Annotated in this window: 19 protein-coding genes; 8 read left to right on the top strand and 11 right to left on the bottom strand. The window is 63.1% G+C overall.

Going from position 1 to position 13915, the window contains the following annotated elements; genetic code table 11:
* Positions 1-1162, bottom strand: a 1162-nt coding sequence (locus Q0C59_RS12430; RefSeq protein ID WP_291215915.1) for an MFS transporter, incomplete at its 3' end; no start/stop codon positions are given.
* 36 nt (positions 1163-1198) lie between these two features.
* Positions 1199-1477: a metal-sensing transcriptional repressor gene (locus Q0C59_RS12425; protein ID WP_291215913.1), complete on the bottom strand. Its 279-nt coding sequence runs from the start codon at positions 1475-1477 to the stop codon at positions 1199-1201.
* Between the two features lie 65 nt (positions 1478-1542).
* Here Q0C59_RS12425 and Q0C59_RS12420 point away from each other — a divergent pair, with 65 nt between their 5' ends.
* The 3 genes from Q0C59_RS12420 to Q0C59_RS12410 all read left to right on the top strand — a co-directional run bounded on the left by Q0C59_RS12420 (position 1543) and on the right by Q0C59_RS12410 (position 3432).
* On the top strand, positions 1543-1947 hold the full coding sequence (locus Q0C59_RS12420; protein ID WP_291215910.1) for a hypothetical protein: 405 nt from the start codon (positions 1543-1545) through the stop codon (positions 1945-1947).
* A gap of 73 nt (positions 1948-2020) precedes the next feature.
* Positions 2021-2758, top strand: coding sequence for a HupE/UreJ family protein (locus Q0C59_RS12415; RefSeq protein WP_407066561.1), 738 nt, complete (start codon positions 2021-2023; stop codon positions 2756-2758).
* A 20-nt stretch (positions 2759-2778) separates the two neighbouring features.
* Complete coding sequence (locus Q0C59_RS12410) at positions 2779-3432, top strand: transmembrane anchor protein (RefSeq protein WP_291215904.1); 654 nt, start codon at positions 2779-2781, stop codon at positions 3430-3432.
* Positions 3433-3463: 31 nt separating this feature from the next.
* Here Q0C59_RS12410 and Q0C59_RS12405 read toward each other — a convergent pair whose 3' ends face one another.
* The 8 genes from Q0C59_RS12405 to Q0C59_RS12370 all read right to left on the bottom strand — a co-directional run bounded on the left by Q0C59_RS12405 (position 3464) and on the right by Q0C59_RS12370 (position 9647).
* Positions 3464-3985 carry a TIGR00645 family protein gene (locus tag Q0C59_RS12405; RefSeq protein WP_291215901.1) on the bottom strand — a complete coding sequence of 174 codons (522 nt, stop codon included), beginning with the start codon at positions 3983-3985 and terminating at the stop codon, positions 3464-3466.
* Between the two features lie 29 nt (positions 3986-4014).
* The gene (locus Q0C59_RS12400; RefSeq protein ID WP_407066562.1) at positions 4015-5097 is read right to left on the bottom strand and encodes a calcium/sodium antiporter; all 1083 of its coding nucleotides are present in this window, start codon (positions 5095-5097) and stop codon (positions 4015-4017) included.
* 16 nt (positions 5098-5113) lie between these two features.
* Positions 5114-5752, bottom strand: coding sequence for an exopolysaccharide biosynthesis protein (locus Q0C59_RS12395; RefSeq protein ID WP_291215895.1), 639 nt, complete (start codon positions 5750-5752; stop codon positions 5114-5116).
* A complete protein-coding gene (locus Q0C59_RS12390; protein WP_291215893.1) occupies positions 5749-6171 on the bottom strand; it encodes a hypothetical protein in 423 nt (140 codons plus the stop codon). Before Q0C59_RS12390 ends, Q0C59_RS12395 begins: the two co-directional genes overlap by 4 nt.
* Before the next feature lie 44 nt (positions 6172-6215).
* Entirely contained in the window at positions 6216-7541 is a 1326-nt protein-coding gene (locus tag Q0C59_RS12385) for a hemolysin family protein (protein WP_291215891.1), read from the bottom strand.
* 70 nt (positions 7542-7611) lie between these two features.
* Positions 7612-8448 carry an undecaprenyl-diphosphate phosphatase gene (locus tag Q0C59_RS12380; protein WP_291215888.1) on the bottom strand — a complete coding sequence of 279 codons (837 nt, stop codon included), beginning with the start codon at positions 8446-8448 and terminating at the stop codon, positions 7612-7614.
* A 33-nt stretch (positions 8449-8481) separates the two neighbouring features.
* Positions 8482-9168, bottom strand: a complete 687-nt coding sequence (locus Q0C59_RS12375; protein WP_291215885.1) for a Bax inhibitor-1 family protein — start codon at positions 9166-9168, stop codon at positions 8482-8484.
* A 122-nt stretch (positions 9169-9290) separates the two neighbouring features.
* Positions 9291-9647, bottom strand: a complete 357-nt coding sequence (locus Q0C59_RS12370; RefSeq protein WP_291215883.1) for a hypothetical protein — start codon at positions 9645-9647, stop codon at positions 9291-9293.
* Between the two features lie 174 nt (positions 9648-9821).
* Here Q0C59_RS12370 and Q0C59_RS12365 point away from each other — a divergent pair, with 174 nt between their 5' ends.
* From Q0C59_RS12365 to Q0C59_RS12350, 4 genes are all read left to right on the top strand, one after another.
* On the top strand, positions 9822-10085 hold the full coding sequence (locus Q0C59_RS12365; protein ID WP_291215881.1) for a hypothetical protein: 264 nt from the start codon (positions 9822-9824) through the stop codon (positions 10083-10085).
* A gap of 80 nt (positions 10086-10165) precedes the next feature.
* Positions 10166-10921, top strand: a complete 756-nt coding sequence (locus tag Q0C59_RS12360; RefSeq protein WP_291215879.1) for a hypothetical protein — start codon at positions 10166-10168, stop codon at positions 10919-10921.
* 86 nt (positions 10922-11007) lie between these two features.
* A complete protein-coding gene (locus Q0C59_RS12355) occupies positions 11008-12021 on the top strand; it encodes a sulfate ABC transporter substrate-binding protein (protein ID WP_291215876.1) in 1014 nt (337 codons plus the stop codon).
* 64 nt (positions 12022-12085) lie between these two features.
* A complete protein-coding gene (locus tag Q0C59_RS12350) occupies positions 12086-12379 on the top strand; it encodes a DUF1330 domain-containing protein (protein ID WP_291215873.1) in 294 nt (97 codons plus the stop codon).
* Positions 12380-12417: 38 nt separating this feature from the next.
* Here the strand turns inward: Q0C59_RS12350 and Q0C59_RS12345 are convergent, their stop codons facing one another.
* Complete coding sequence (locus Q0C59_RS12345; protein ID WP_291215930.1) at positions 12418-12618, bottom strand: hypothetical protein; 201 nt, start codon at positions 12616-12618, stop codon at positions 12418-12420.
* Positions 12619-12868: 250 nt separating this feature from the next.
* On the opposite strand from Q0C59_RS12345, the gene Q0C59_RS12340 reads away from it, so the two are divergent.
* Entirely contained in the window at positions 12869-13867 is a 999-nt protein-coding gene (locus tag Q0C59_RS12340; RefSeq protein WP_291215870.1) for a sulfate ABC transporter substrate-binding protein, read from the top strand.
* Positions 13868-13915 lie beyond the last annotated feature (48 nt).

Raw genomic sequence — 13915 nt, 5'->3', positions numbered from 1 at the left:
CGCGTGAAGCCACCCAGGCCGCCATAGCGCCCGCACCGCCCAACACCACAAAGCTCGTCGGCATGCCGAAACGCGCGCCGAGCCAGCCGGCCAGGGGATAGAACACCAGCCAGCAGGCATGCGACAGCGCGAACTGAGCGGCAAACAGCGCAGGTCGATCCTCGGGGTGTGCAGAGCGCCGCAACAAGCGCCCGGATGGCGTCTGCGCGGTGGAGTAACCCAGGCCCAGCACGAACCACAACACCATCAACGAGGTGTGACCCACCACGAAGATCCCGCAGAGCAGCCCTGCCACCATCACTCCGATGCCGCCGAGCATGGCTGTACGATCGGTCAATGTCTCCAACAGGCGTGGCAAGGCCAGTGCAGCCACCATGGAACCCGCACCAAAACTGGCCAACGCCAGCGCCACTGCGCTCTGGGTCAAGCCCAACCCAGCCTGAACGATGACCACCGTGTTCACAAACACCATGGAGCCCGCCGCAGCCACACCCGCACTGATGGCCAGCAGACCACGCAGGCGGGGCGTGGCCAGGTAGATGCGCAGGCCGCGCGTGGTCCGGTCATACATGCCGCGAGGCTGCGACGCTGGATGCGCTGGCAGCACCACCGAAATCACCAGCCCGGCCGAGACCAGGAAACCGACCACCGTGCCGGCAAACAGGTCATGAAAGCCGATGACCGTGAGCAAGGCGGCTGCCAGCATCGGACTGACCAGACTCTCCATGTCGTAGGCCAGACGAGAGAGCGACAAGGCCTTGGTGTAGTCCTTCTCATCGGGCAGGACATCGGGGATGGTGGCCTGGAAGGTGGGCGTGAAAGCGGCCGATGCTGTTTGCAGCACAAAGATCAGCACGTACACCTCCCAAGTCTGGGTGACAAAGGGCAGCAGCAGCGCCACAGCCGCGCGCACCACGTCCAGCGTGACGAGCATCGTGCGCCTGGGCAAGCGATCGGCAAAAGCCGCAGCCACCGGCGCAACGCCCACATACGCAATCATCTTGATGGCCAGGGCAGTGCCCAGCACCATGCCCGCGTTGTCCCCGGCCAGCTCAAAAGCCAGCAGACCCAGCGCCACCGTGGCCAGGCCCGTCCCGATCAGGGCGATCACCTGCGCAGCGAACAGATGGCGGTAGGTGCGGTTGGACAGAATGCCCGGCATGTTGTGATCGTTGTCGAAGCCGGGGGTGTCTGCAAATCAGAGATAGCGGGTGATTTCCCTGAACTCGTCCAGCGAATGGCGTTGCCCCGATTTCAGGGGCCCCACCAGGTCTTCAAGGCAATGATCGAGGTGGTCCTGAATCAAGGCCTTCTTGGCTTGCTGGATCGCCTTTTCAACCGCTTGCAACTGCTGCGCAATGTCCAGGCAGTCACGGCCCTGAACCACCATGTCGATGGTGCTGCTCAGGTGTCCGCTGGCTCGGCGCAGGCGCTTGATGATCGCCGGATGGGAGGCATGTGTGTGCGGTTGTGTCATGTCTGATGGTATCCCCTCGGGGGGGTTACTATATCGCTCTTGCCGAGATCGAAAAAACACCGCCCATGACCCCACGCCACACACGCTTCACGCGCCCCGACCGGGCAGCGTTGGGCATGCGCTGGCTGGTGCTGGTGGTGATCCTGATGGGGACCTTCATCTCATCGGTGGGAGGCTTGAACTCCCATGGCATTGCCGCCATCGCGGCTGCAGCCCATGCCGCTCCAGATGCGCCAGACACCGCGCACGGCCATGCCCACGAGGATGGTGAGAGCGAGTGGGCCATGGGACACGATGGTGCAAGCGCCGACCATCCCCACCACGGGGCAGACCACTCGCACGACAAGGCCCATGCGATTCCCATCACATGGGAGGTGGCAGCGCCGCAGCTTCCGGTGTGGATCGGGCAAGTGCGGCTGTGGCTTGAAATGGTCGAGGCATCGCGGCTCGAACGCCCGCCCATGGGCTGAGATCTCCCGCGATCCCGCTCCCGCGCTGCGCCCTGCAGCGCCCCCCTTTCTCTTTCAGACCAACGGAGTCTTCATGCACAGCCATGTCCACGACAGGCTGCCGCGTTCGCCATGGGCGACCGGGCACCCCCGTCTCTTCTTGCTACTTGCCTTTTTCGTGTGCCTTTTGCTGGGCACCACCGAAGTCTTTGCCCATGCTGTCACCGAAGGTGACAAGGGCTACATCCAGGAAATATCGGGCGTCAATCTCCTGCCCTTCATGTACCTGGGAGCCAAACACATGATGACGGGCTACGACCACATCCTGTTCCTGTTCGGCGTGATCTTCTTTCTCTACCGGCTCCAGCACATCGCCATTTATGTGAGCCTGTTTGCGATCGGTCACTCCACCACGATGATCCTGGGCGTGTACTTCAACGTCGGGATCAACAGCTATTTGATCGACGCGATCATTGGTCTGTCGGTGGTTTACAAGGCGCTGGACAACATCGGTGCTTACCAGCGCTGGTTCGGGTTCCAGCCCGACACCAAGGTCGCCACCCTGGTGTTCGGCCTGTTCCATGGGTTTGGTCTGGCCACCAAAATCATCGAGTACGAAATCTCCCCCGATGGGCTGGTGCCCAACCTGCTGGCCTTCAACGTCGGCGTGGAAATCGGGCAGTTGCTGGCCCTGTCGGTCATCCTGATCGGCATGGGCTACTGGCGGCGCACACCCAGCTTCTTCCGCCATGCCTACACAGCCAACGTCGCCATGATGAGCGCGGGCTTCATTCTGGTGGGCATGCAGCTCACCGGCTACTTCGTGTCGTGAACACCCCAGGAACATTCAACATGTACAACAGCGACTCCCCAACACGTGCCGAACTGCCCACTTCGAAGCAGCTTGTGCGCTCCACCATCCTGGCCGCCGTATCGGCCGTGGTGCTTCTCGTGGCTGTCGTTCTGCCGGCAGAGTACGGCGTCGACCCCACCGGCATTGGCCGGGTCTTGCGCATGACCGACATGGGCGAGATCAAGCAACAGCTGGCAGCAGAGGCAGAGGCTGATGCCGCCACTGCTGCCTCGCCCGCACCAGCGCAACCCAGCGAAGCGGCCACCGGCATGCCCTCGGCCAATGCGCCTCAGGCACAGCCCCCTGCTCCAGCCCCGGCGCCTCAGGCGCCAGCCGTGACCTGGCGCGACGAAATGCCCTTCACGCTCACTCCGGGTGAGGGCACAGAAATCAAGCTGAAGATGACCGAAGGCAGCAAGGCGCAGTACTCGTGGGTGGTCGAGGGCGGCGAAGTCAATTTCGACACCCATGGCGATGCCCCGGGCAAGTCGATCAGCTATGAGAAGGGCCGTGGTGTTGCGGCGGACGAAGGCGTGCTGGAGGCCGCATTCACGGGAAACCACGGCTGGTTCTGGCGCAACCGGGGCCAGGCCGACGTCAAGGTGATCCTGCGCACGGCCGGTGACTACACCGACATTTCCAGAAGGAAGTGAGTCAAGGGACCTGCGCCTGTGGTCGCAGGTTCTACAGGCTCTTGCGGTTGTCGCTGATCCAGTCGGACGCCGCAAAGAGCAGGCCCGAAATCACGAAGGTGAGGTGGATCGCGATCTTCCAGCCGATCTGCTCGCCGGTGAGCGTGGTGCTCACCAGAAACGCCTTGAGCAGCTCCACCGCGGAGATGGCCACAATCGCGCCGATCAGCTTCATCTTGAGGTCCGAGAAGCTGACCTTGCCCATCCATCCGGGCCGGTCTTCGTGGTCGCCGATGCTCAGCTTGGAGACGAAGTTTTCGTAACCGCTGAACACGATGATGAGCAGCAGCACCGCGATCAAGGCGGTGTCCACCAGCGTGAGGATGGAGATGATCGCGTCGTGTTCGTACAGCCCGAGCACGCCCATGAGCAGGGAGATCAGCTCTTTGCCGAACTTCACCAGCAAGACGAGCATGGCGACGATCAAACCAATGAAGAACGGAGCCAGAATCCACCGGCTGGCGAAGATCGCCGACTCCATGGTGCGTTCGAAGGAGCGTGACGGAGGTTTCATGGGTTGGACGGTTGAAGACGGGGAGTGGGTCAAGCGTGAGGCGCCGATGCCTTGCGCATGATGCTCACCACAAAGGTGATGATGGTCAAGGGCAGCACAAAGCTCAGCATCGCGGTCGAGAAGGCGGGCAATGCATCGTGGTGTTGCGAGGCCAGGACCATGTAGGACACATAGACCACGTAGTAGGCCAGGAACACGCCACCTTCCCAGCGCGCAATTTCGCGCCCGGTCAGGAACACCGGCAGGCAGGCCAGCAAGGCGGCCAGCATCACCCAGATGTCGAACGTGAGTATGGACGGCGCCAGCGGCAAGCCGAGGTTGCCCGATGCCAGCGCCGCCAGGCCCAGGCAGCCCAGGATGTTGAACGTGCAACTGCCCACCACGTTGCCCACGGCAATGTCGCGTTCACCCTTGAAGGCTGCGGTGAGCGAGGTGGCCACTTCGGGCATGGAGGTGCCCGCAGCCACGATGGTCAGGCCGATCACGAGGTCGCTCACGCCCAACGCCTTGGCAAACACCACCGAGGCCGAGACCAGCCAATCAGACCCGACCACGAGCAACACCAGCCCGATCAGGATCAGACCCAACTGGGCTGGCCATTTGCCGTCCCAGGCGCCGGGACCTGCGGGTTTGAGCTCGGTGTCGAATTCACCCGTGTTGGCGGACGACTCACGGCGCGACTGCATGACCAGAAACACGGTGTAGACAACCATCAGGATCATGAGAATGGCACCGTCCCACAGACTGAGGTTCCCATCAAGACCCAGGGCGAGCAGCAACAGGGCCGAGCCGATCATGATCGGCACCTCTTGCCGGATCAGTTGCACATGCACGATGAGAGGCGCCACCAGCGCGCTGATGCCCAGGATGAACAGCACGTTGAAGATGTTGCTGCCCACCACATTGCCCACGGCAATGTCGGTCTGCCCGTTGAGCACCGCCCCGGTGGACACAGCCATCTCGGGGGCACTGGTGCCGAACGCGACGATGGTCAACCCCACCACGAGCGGCGAAATGCCGAACGACAACGCCAGCTTCGATGCGCCACGCACCAGGGCGCTGGCGCCAAAAACCAGCGCAACGAGGCCGGCAACAAAGATGGAAACCTGCATCAACATGACAATTCCTTCAACTGAAAACGGGTCCCAGGATCAGCACCGCAGCCTTGATCATCGCCCACACAACGCCCCAGACCACGGCACCCGCCACCGCCGAGGCCACAAACCCGAGCGCGATCCACACGCCGTCGCGCTCCAGCACCCCCAGCGCCAGCACACTGATGGCCAGGGCGGGCAAGGTGTTGCCCAGGGGCACCGGCAGCATCAGGATAGCGGCCAGCACGAGACAGATGAGGCCCACGATGTACTCCACCGGTGGCCGCACCAGCACCTGCGCGCGTGGCTTGAGCAGCTTCTCAGCCTTGACCAGCCAGGGCACGACGCGCCGGACCAGGGTGGCGAGGTCGTCTCGCGAGAGCGAGCGCCTCGTCACGAATCCCGGCAACCACGGCCGCATGCCCAGCATGAGCTGGGCCGACAGAAACAGCAACGGTGCGCCCAGCAGCGTGGACACGCCGGGTGGCACCGGCAAGATGTTGGGCGCCGCAAAGAAAAACATCAGCGCACCGATGGCACGGTCGCCCAGGGCGGTGAGCAGGTCGCCCACCGAAATGCGTTCTCGGCCCTGGTCGGTGGCCAGCCTGAACAGCACCACCGACAACGGCACGCTGCCGTGGGTTGCTTGTGCGGTGATATCTGGCGGCGTCAAGGTCGGACTTCCGGGTCGACCGCGCAAAATCGCGGGAGATTATTGAGCAGCCAGACCATCTGGGAAGCGTCCACTTCGTCCATGCGATCCAGCACCACAGTCGCCATGGCCGAAGCGGTTCGCGGCACCAGCGAGACGCTGAAGTCGCCGGTATCGGAAGCCCTGTCCTTGTGAACCTCGGCCTCACGGATCGCCACCTGCTGCGGCTCTCGACTGCCCCAGAGGCGCCGGGCATGCACCTCCAGCACACAGCCAGACAAAAGCTGGTAGTGCCAGTGATGGTCGGAAGGCTGCTCGTGCCCCAGCTTGTTCATTGCAGCCAGCACCTGCTCTCGGCTCATGCCGTGGCTGAGGGTGAGGACACCTTGCTGTGTGTAATAGCCCTCGGAGCACGCCGCCAGCGTGCAAGCCACCAGCACGGCGCCCAGGCGCCCTGCGGTTCGCTGGACAGCCGATCTGCGGCTCATATGCCGGTGGGCGCTTCCTCAATGGCACCCTCGGCAGCGTCCACGATGCGCGTGGCCAGCACCTTGTCGATGGTGCGGCCATCCATGTCCACGATTTCCAGGCGCCAGCCTTCCCAGGTCACCGTGTCGGCTTCCTTGGGCAAACGGCCGGTGAGCAGCATCATCAACCCGCTGAGCGTGTGGTAACGGCCTCGCTCTTCGTCGGGCACGCTGTCGAGCTGCAGACGGTCCTTGAGTTCGGGCACGGGAATGTGCCCGTCGAGCAGCCAGCTGCCGTCTTCGCGCTGCATCGCCCACGAGGTTTTCGGGTCTTTCGGGCTGAATTCGCCGGTGATGGCCTCGATCAGGTCCTGCAGCGTGACGATGCCCTGCACTTCGCCGTATTCGTCGATGACGAACGCCATGTGCACATCGGACTGGCGGAAGTTGTCGAGCAGCTCCATGCCGGTGATGGTTTCGGGTACGTACAGCGGCGCCTGCAAGGGCTGGCTGGCCAGCTCGCGCAAATCACCGCGCAAGGCCTGAGAAAGCCACTTGCGCGCGTTCACCACGCCCATCACGTTGCTCATACTGCTGCGCACCACCGGAAAACGGGCATGGTCGGAAGCTTCCACCCGCGCCATGTTGACGTCAAACGGCTGATCGAGGTCGAGCACCACCACGTCGCTGCGCGGCACCATGAGCGAGCCGATCTGGCGGTCATCCAGGCGGAACACATTGCGCACCATGGCGTGCTCGTGCGACTCGATCACGCCCGCCGTGGTGCCTTCGGCCAGCATGGCGTGAATTTCTTCTTCTGTCACGGCGCTGAAGTTGTTTTCCTTGATGCCGAGCAGGCGCATCAGCGCGCGCGTGGATACCGAAAGCAGCAACACGAAAGGCTTGGTTGCGATCGCCAGCCAGTTGATCGGTCGCGCCACCAGCCGCGCAAGCATCTCGGGGTGCGACTGGCCCAGGCGTTTGGGCACCAGTTCACCCACCACGATCGAAAAGTAGGTGATGACCACCACCACGAGGATGGTTGCGCCGTAGCTGCTGAAAGGCTCGCCCACGCCGAGAGACGTCAGCCAGATCGACAGGGGTGCGGCCAGCGCCGCCTCACCGACGATGCCGTTGAGCACGCCAATGGAGGTGATGCCGATCTGGATGGTGGAGAGAAAACGGGTCGGGTCTTCGCCCAGCTTCACAGCGGCGGCAGCGGAAGCATCCCCCTCGTCGACCAGTTTTTGCAGGCGCACCTTGCGCGCGGTAACCAGCGCGATCTCCGACATGGCGAACACGCCATTGAGGAGGATCAGCGCAAACAGTATGGCGATTTCCATGGGAAGTCAAAAGCTCCAGAAATTCAACAAAGAATGAAACAAGAAAGGAAATGGGGGTTGCTTTGCAGGGTCAAGTGGCGCTCAACACACCAGCGGCCAGCAACACAAGCACCACGCTGCCCAGCGCCACGCGGTACACCACAAATGGCATGTAGCTGCGGGTGGACACGAGGCGCAAAAACCAGACGATCACACCGTAGCCCACCACGAAGGCAACCAGCGTGGCCAGCGCGGTCGGGCCGGGCGCAATCGGACTGCCCACTTCCCAGCTGCGGTACAGCTGGTAGAAGCCCGAGGCCAACACGGCCGGTATGGCCAACAGAAACGAATAACGCGCCGCAGCCTCGCGGCTGTAACCCATGAGCAAGCCGGCGGTGATGGTGCCGCCAGAACGAGACACACCCGGAATCAGCGCCATCGCCTGCGCCAGCCCGAACATCAAGCCGTGTCCCCAGGTCAACTCCTTGAGCGTGCGTTGCTTGCTGCCCACCCGGTCCGCAATGGCCAGGATCAGGCCGAACACGATCAGCATCACAGCCGTGATGGTGAGGTTTCGCAGCGTGCCTTCGATGGCGTCCTTGAAGACCAACCCCAACAACGCAATCGGCAGCGTGCCGATCAGGATCAGCCAGCCCATGCGCGCATCGGGGTCACGACGCCACTGGGCATGCGTCAACGATTTCCACCATGCCTGCAGGATGCGAAGGATGTCCTTGCGGAAGTACAGCAATACCGCCGCCTCGGTCCCGATCTGGGTGATGGCGGTGAAGGCCGCACCAGGGTCGCCACCCGAAGGCAGCATCGGCCCCAGGATGCGCAGGTGCGCGCTCGAAGACACCGGCAGGAACTCGGTGAGCCCCTGCACCAACCCCAGAAACGCCGCCTCGGCCCAGGCCGTGGCACTCACGATTTCAAGACAGATGTGAATCCGCAGCCCGCCTTACTCATCACGTGAACCACCCAGGCCCAGCAGCATCAGCAGGCTCTGGAACACATTGAACAGGCTCAGGTAAACGCCCAGGGTGGCGGTGATGTAGTTGGTTTCCTGGCCGTCCTGCACGCGCTTGAGGTCGTACAGGATGAAGGCCGAGAAGATGCCGATGGCCAGTACCGCCAGAGTGATCATGAGCGCGCCCGACTGCAGGAACACATTGGCGACGCCGGCCACCAGCAACATGATCGCGCCGATGAACAGGAACTTGCCCATGTTGGTGAGGTCGCGCTTGATGATGGACGACAGCATGGCCATGCCCAGGAAGATGCCGCCGGTGCCGGCAAACGCCGTCATCACCAGGCCCGCGCCGTTGGACAAGCCCAGCACCGTGCCCACCAGGCGCGACAGCATGAGACCCATGAAGAAGGTGAAGGCCAGCAGTACCGGGACACCGGCGGCCGAGTTCTTGGTTCTTTCAATGGCAAACATGAAGCCGAAGGCGCCGCCCAGGAAGACGACCAGGCCCATGAAGCCCGTGAGGCCTGCGGTGATGCCGGTGGCCAGACCGACCCAGGCGCCGAGCACCGTGGGAATCATCGACAGGGACAGCAGCCAGTAGGTGTTGCGCAACACACGGTTGCGTTCGACCAGCGTGGCGCTGGCGGTGGAATGGGCAGAAAGAGTCGTGGTCATGGAAAGCTCCGTTCGAACTGGAGAACAACAATGGGGAAGGCGCCACATTCGCCAGCAACGCGTCAGCGCTGCAGGCTCATGGATGGGAAGTTGGGTGGGGTCCGCCTCGGCGGAAACCCGAGTCAGGCCGTCAGTGCAGCCTTCTGGGGCGGACGGAGCAATCCGTCCAGCGAAGGTGGCAACGCGGCGCGCTGCCGGTAACCGATGGAGAGACCACCGTCGAGCGGGGGCCGCTGCGCAATGAAGACCCTGGGCAGGCTGTCGGGCAGGTCGGGCAAGTCATCCACCAAAGCGTGACTGGCGGACGATCCAGCCTTGCCGGTGTCGATGCCGGGAGTCGCGTCCGGTCCCGCGGACACCACCGCCGTGGGCCCGATATGGGCCAGTGAGGATGGCGAGCCACGCAGGTCCCCAAAAGCAAAAACGCTCACACTCAGAAAAAAGTGGAGCGCGAAGATCGCGATGAGGCAGCGGCGCATGGTGTCGGAAGTATATCGGGGCGGTTCCACACACACGCGCTGTTACCAGCCTGACACCTCGTTCGTACGCTCACGAACAGACCCCTGTTTCATACGCCCATAACCTGAAAGCCAGTCGACACCTTCGGCTGCAAGTGTGCAATCTGCTTCAAGCAGTCTTTCAAAGGATCCACCATGAAGACATCCAACCTCATCACTTCTTCCCTGGCCGCATTGGCCGTTGTCGGCTCGGTGGGTCTGGTGTTCGCACAGACCACCACCCCAGGGTCCGGCACCGGAACGACCCCCGGCGTCATCACGCAGGACAGCCAGTCCACCACCACGCCCATGGCCACGCCACCCAGCGGCGGCATGACCACCCCGGCACCCGCCACCACCGACAGCATGAACAACAACGCTGCGATGAACGAGCCGATGGCACGCGCCGATCGCAACTGATCCCGGTCTGCAAGCCAGCCAGGCGCCCCCGGATCCACACGGTTCCGGGGGCGCCCTGCCTGGGCCATCAGACGCCCACCATGAATACCCCCCACATTCCTGAAACGCACGACAGCCACTGGCTCGCCGTTCGACACGGCGTGCTGGCCGGCCTGGCCATGCTGGCGCTGCTCGCGCCGCCCGGCATCCTGGGCCCTGGAGGCGCGCTGGCCTCGGCACCGGTTCGGGTCTTGCCCCAGGCGACCGCCATGCGAAGCGCTGATCTGAGCGGCGTTGAGGTGTCGGACGACGCACGGTTCATGGCCCACTGGATTGCATCCACCGGTGATCACACGGCCATGCCGTTTGTATTGATCGACAAGCGCGCAGCACGCCTGTATGTGTTTGATGCGAAGGCCCGCCTGGTGGACAACACCGCCGTGCTGCTCGGCTCTGCACCGGGCGATGACTCGGTCCCCGGCATCGGCGACAAGCCCATTGCCCTTGTGTTGCCCCAGGAACGCACCACCCCCGCCGGCCGCTTTGCGGGCCAGCGCGGCCTCAATCTCGATGGCGAAGATGTGGTCTGGGTGGATTACGACGCCGCCGTGTCCATGCACCGGGTGCGCGCCAACAACCCGAAAGAGCGCCGTCTGGAGCGACTGGCCTCCGACACAGCGGACGACAACCGCATCAGCTACGGCTGCATCAACATTCCCGCTTCGTTTTTCGATGCCCACATCGCAACCACGTTTGCAAACCAGCGGGCCATGGTCTATGTGTTGCCCGAGCAGAAGAGCCTGCAAACGGTGTTTGGTGTGCCGTCACAAGGGCATTTGGCTCAGATGATTAAGTAATTAACAACCAAAAATCCATTCGTTCCTGAACGGCGTTGAAGCCCGGATCATCCGGTCACTTTCAACCCCTTCACACAAGGAACGACATGACCACCCGCCGCCATCTCATCCAGGCCCTCGCTGCCACCGCCCTCAGCGCCAGCGCCTTCTCGGCCATCGCCCAGCCCGCCCCGGTGACGCTGCTCAACGTCTCCTACGACCCGACGCGCGAGTTCTACGTGGAGTACAACGCCGCGTTCATCAAACACTGGAAGGCCAGGACCGGCCAGGACGTGACCATCAAACAAAGTCACGGCGGCTCGGGCAAACAAGCCCGCTCCATCATCGACGGCCTGGACGCCGACGTGGCGACCCTGGCGCTGGCGGGTGACACCGACGCACTGCACACCAACGGCGGCTGGATCCCGAAAGACTGGCAAAAGCGCCTGCCACTGGGTTCTTCACCCTATACCTCGACCATCGTGCTGGTGACCCGCGCCGGCAACCCCAAGAACATCAAGGACTGGGACGACCTGATCCGCCCCGATGTGAAGGTCATCACGCCCAACCCCAAAACCTCGGGCGGCGCGCGCTGGAACTACCTGGCTGCCTGGGAGTTCGCCAAACGCAAGTACGGCAGTGACGCGAAGGCGCAGGAATTCGTGGCCAGGCTCTACGCCAACGTGCCCGTGCTTGACTCCGGCGCGCGCGGCTCGTCCATCACCTTCGCCCAGCGCGCCCAGGGCGACGTGTTCCTGTCGTGGGAAAACGAGGCCTACCTGCTGGAGAAGGAATTCGGCAACAGGGTGGACTTCGTCTACCCATCGCTGTCCATCCTGGCTGAGCCGGCTGTGACCGTGGTCGACAAGAACGTGGACAAGAAGGGCACGCGCGTCGTGGCCCAGGCCTACCTCGAATACCTGTACACGGAAGAAGCGCAGGACATCATCGGCAAACACTTCTACCGACCCACCTCGACCAAGGCCCAGGCCAAGTACGCCAGGCAACTGCCCAAGCTCAACCTCTTCAAGATCGAGGACGCGTTCGGCGGCTGGGAACAGGCGGCCAAGGTGCACTTCTCGGACGGCGGCACGTTTGACCAGATCTACACGCGGAAGTAAAGCGACCGGGTGTCACATAGGATGGAGCCCCTGAACCCCATCCCGAATACACCAAGGAACAAACATGCCCAAGGCCTACTGGATCTCCACCTACCGTTCCATCAGCGACCCCGCCGCACTCGCAGCCTACGCAGCGCTCGCGGGCCCGGCCTTGCAAGCCGCCGGAGGCCGTTTCCTCGCGCGCGGCATGCCGGCTCAGGTGTACGAGGCTGCCGTCAACCAACGCGCCGTGTTGCTCGAGTTCGACAGCGTTGAGCAAGCCACCGAGGCACACGACAGCCCGGCGTACCAGGAAGCGCTGGCGGCTCTGGGCCAGGGGGCCGAGCGCGACATCCGCATCATTGAAGCTTTGGCATAAGACGCGACTTCATCGGCGGCGGCCGCCGCGCGTTGACCTCAGGCCATGAACACCGCGATGAAGGCCAGCATGAAGATCAGGATGGCCCCCATGACGGGCAGCACGATGGGCATGTAGTGCACCACGGTGTCCAGAATGTCTTCGGCCTGCTCTTCGGCGTAAGCACGCAGTTCCGGGTCTGAGTAGTCCAGCGGGTGTTCGGCCAGGGCCTCGTCCGGGGAAGGTTGTCTGTGTTGCATGGAGGCTCCTGTCAAGGTTCATCGGGCTTGCGACGGACCGCTGCGTTGCGCAGCCCACAGCACTCAAGGCTTGCAGCCTGAGTGATTGGAGGAGGTACGTCAACCAAAAGTTTCCCCTCGGCAGGAATGCGGCCTTCGTTTGCCGAAGGCTTATGCCTGATCCACATATGGAAACAAGAACAAAGTCGTTGGGGTTCAAGAGGGTCCCACCCAGAATCGCGCCCATTCTGTTTCTGTTTGGAACTCTCTCATGCACAACACCTTGCGCGCGGCCCTGGCCGCCATTGCCCTCTCCACCTCCGCGCTCGCCGGTGCCCAGACCACGCTGCTCAACGTCTCGTATGACGTGGCCCGCGAGTTCTACAAGGACATCAACGCGGCCTTCGCTGCGAGTCACAAAAAGTCCACTGGCAAAGACATCAAGGTCGACCAGTCGCACGCAGGATCGAGTGCACAAGCCCGCTCCGTGGCCGATGGCCTGGAGGCCGATGTGGTGACCTTCAACACCACGACCGATGTGGACTTCCTCGCCGAGAAAGGCGTGGTCGCCAAGGACTGGCGCCAGAAGTTTGCGAACAACGCCGCGCCCACCACCTCGACCATGCTGTTCCTGGTGCGCAACGGCAACCCCAAGGGCATCAAGGACTGGGACGACCTGATCAAGCCCGGCGTGCAGGTGATCGTGGTGAACCCCAAGACGGGTGGCAACGGCCGCATGGCCTACCTGGCCGCCTGGGGCTATGTGCGCAGCAAGGGCGGCTCGGACGCCGAAGCTGCCGAGTTCGTGGGCAAGCTCTACAAAAATGTGCCGGTGCTGGCGCGCGGTGGCCGCGACGCCACCGGCGTCTTCCTGCAACGCAACATCGGCGACGTGCTGGTGACCTTCGAGTCCGAAGTCGTCTCCGTGGACAAGGAATTCGGCGCCGGCAAGGTTGATGCGGTGCACCCCAGCGCCTCCATCGTGGCGGAGAACCCGGTGGCCATCGTCGAGCGCACGGTGAACAAGAAGGGCTCGGCCGCAGAAGCCAAGGCCTACCTCGACTTCCTCTACAGCCCCGAAGGCCAGGAGATCGCGGCGAAGCACAACATCCGCCCGCGCAACGAAGCGGTGTTGAAGAAATACGCCACGGCCTTCAAGCCGATCAAGCTGTTCAACGTCGAGCAGTACTTCGGCTCGTTGGCCGAAGCACAGAAGGTGCACTTCAACGACGGCGGCCAGTTCGACAAAATCTACACGCTGGGCCGATAAATGGCCTCCGCCTCGTCCGCCGTGCTGGGTGGCGCCGCTGCCCCGCAC

The sequence above is a fragment of the Hydrogenophaga sp. genome (genome assembly GCF_022844385.1).
Taxonomy (GTDB): Bacteria; Pseudomonadota; Gammaproteobacteria; order Burkholderiales; family Burkholderiaceae_C; genus Hydrogenophaga.
This window is presented reverse-complemented; position numbering and strand designations above follow the sequence as displayed.

What these genes read in the sequence shown, in the direction of transcription:
- Q0C59_RS12375 (WP_291215885.1), bottom strand. Translation starts at nt 9,168, where the DNA reads ATGACCACGACTCTTTCTGCCCATTCCACCGCCAGCGCCACGCTGGTC.
- Q0C59_RS12420 (WP_291215910.1), top strand. Translation starts at nt 1,543, where the DNA reads ATGACCCCACGCCACACACGCTTCACGCGCCCCGACCGGGCAGCGTTG.
- Q0C59_RS12370 (WP_291215883.1), bottom strand. Translation starts at nt 9,647, where the DNA reads ATGCGCCGCTGCCTCATCGCGATCTTCGCGCTCCACTTTTTTCTGAGT.
- Q0C59_RS12350 (WP_291215873.1), top strand. Translation starts at nt 12,086, where the DNA reads ATGCCCAAGGCCTACTGGATCTCCACCTACCGTTCCATCAGCGACCCC.
- Q0C59_RS12415 (WP_407066561.1), top strand. Translation starts at nt 2,021, where the DNA reads ATGCACAGCCATGTCCACGACAGGCTGCCGCGTTCGCCATGGGCGACC.
- Q0C59_RS12345 (WP_291215930.1), bottom strand. Translation starts at nt 12,618, where the DNA reads ATGCAACACAGACAACCTTCCCCGGACGAGGCCCTGGCCGAACACCCG.
- Q0C59_RS12355 (WP_291215876.1), top strand. Translation starts at nt 11,008, where the DNA reads ATGACCACCCGCCGCCATCTCATCCAGGCCCTCGCTGCCACCGCCCTC.
- Q0C59_RS12400 (WP_407066562.1), bottom strand. Translation starts at nt 5,097, where the DNA reads ATGCAGGTTTCCATCTTTGTTGCCGGCCTCGTTGCGCTGGTTTTTGGC.
- Q0C59_RS12340 (WP_291215870.1), top strand. Translation starts at nt 12,869, where the DNA reads ATGCACAACACCTTGCGCGCGGCCCTGGCCGCCATTGCCCTCTCCACC.
- Q0C59_RS12410 (WP_291215904.1), top strand. Translation starts at nt 2,779, where the DNA reads ATGTACAACAGCGACTCCCCAACACGTGCCGAACTGCCCACTTCGAAG.
- Q0C59_RS12405 (WP_291215901.1), bottom strand. Translation starts at nt 3,985, where the DNA reads ATGAAACCTCCGTCACGCTCCTTCGAACGCACCATGGAGTCGGCGATC.
- Q0C59_RS12425 (WP_291215913.1), bottom strand. Translation starts at nt 1,477, where the DNA reads ATGACACAACCGCACACACATGCCTCCCATCCGGCGATCATCAAGCGC.
- Q0C59_RS12360 (WP_291215879.1), top strand. Translation starts at nt 10,166, where the DNA reads ATGAATACCCCCCACATTCCTGAAACGCACGACAGCCACTGGCTCGCC.
- Q0C59_RS12385 (WP_291215891.1), bottom strand. Translation starts at nt 7,541, where the DNA reads ATGGAAATCGCCATACTGTTTGCGCTGATCCTCCTCAATGGCGTGTTC.
- Q0C59_RS12365 (WP_291215881.1), top strand. Translation starts at nt 9,822, where the DNA reads ATGAAGACATCCAACCTCATCACTTCTTCCCTGGCCGCATTGGCCGTT.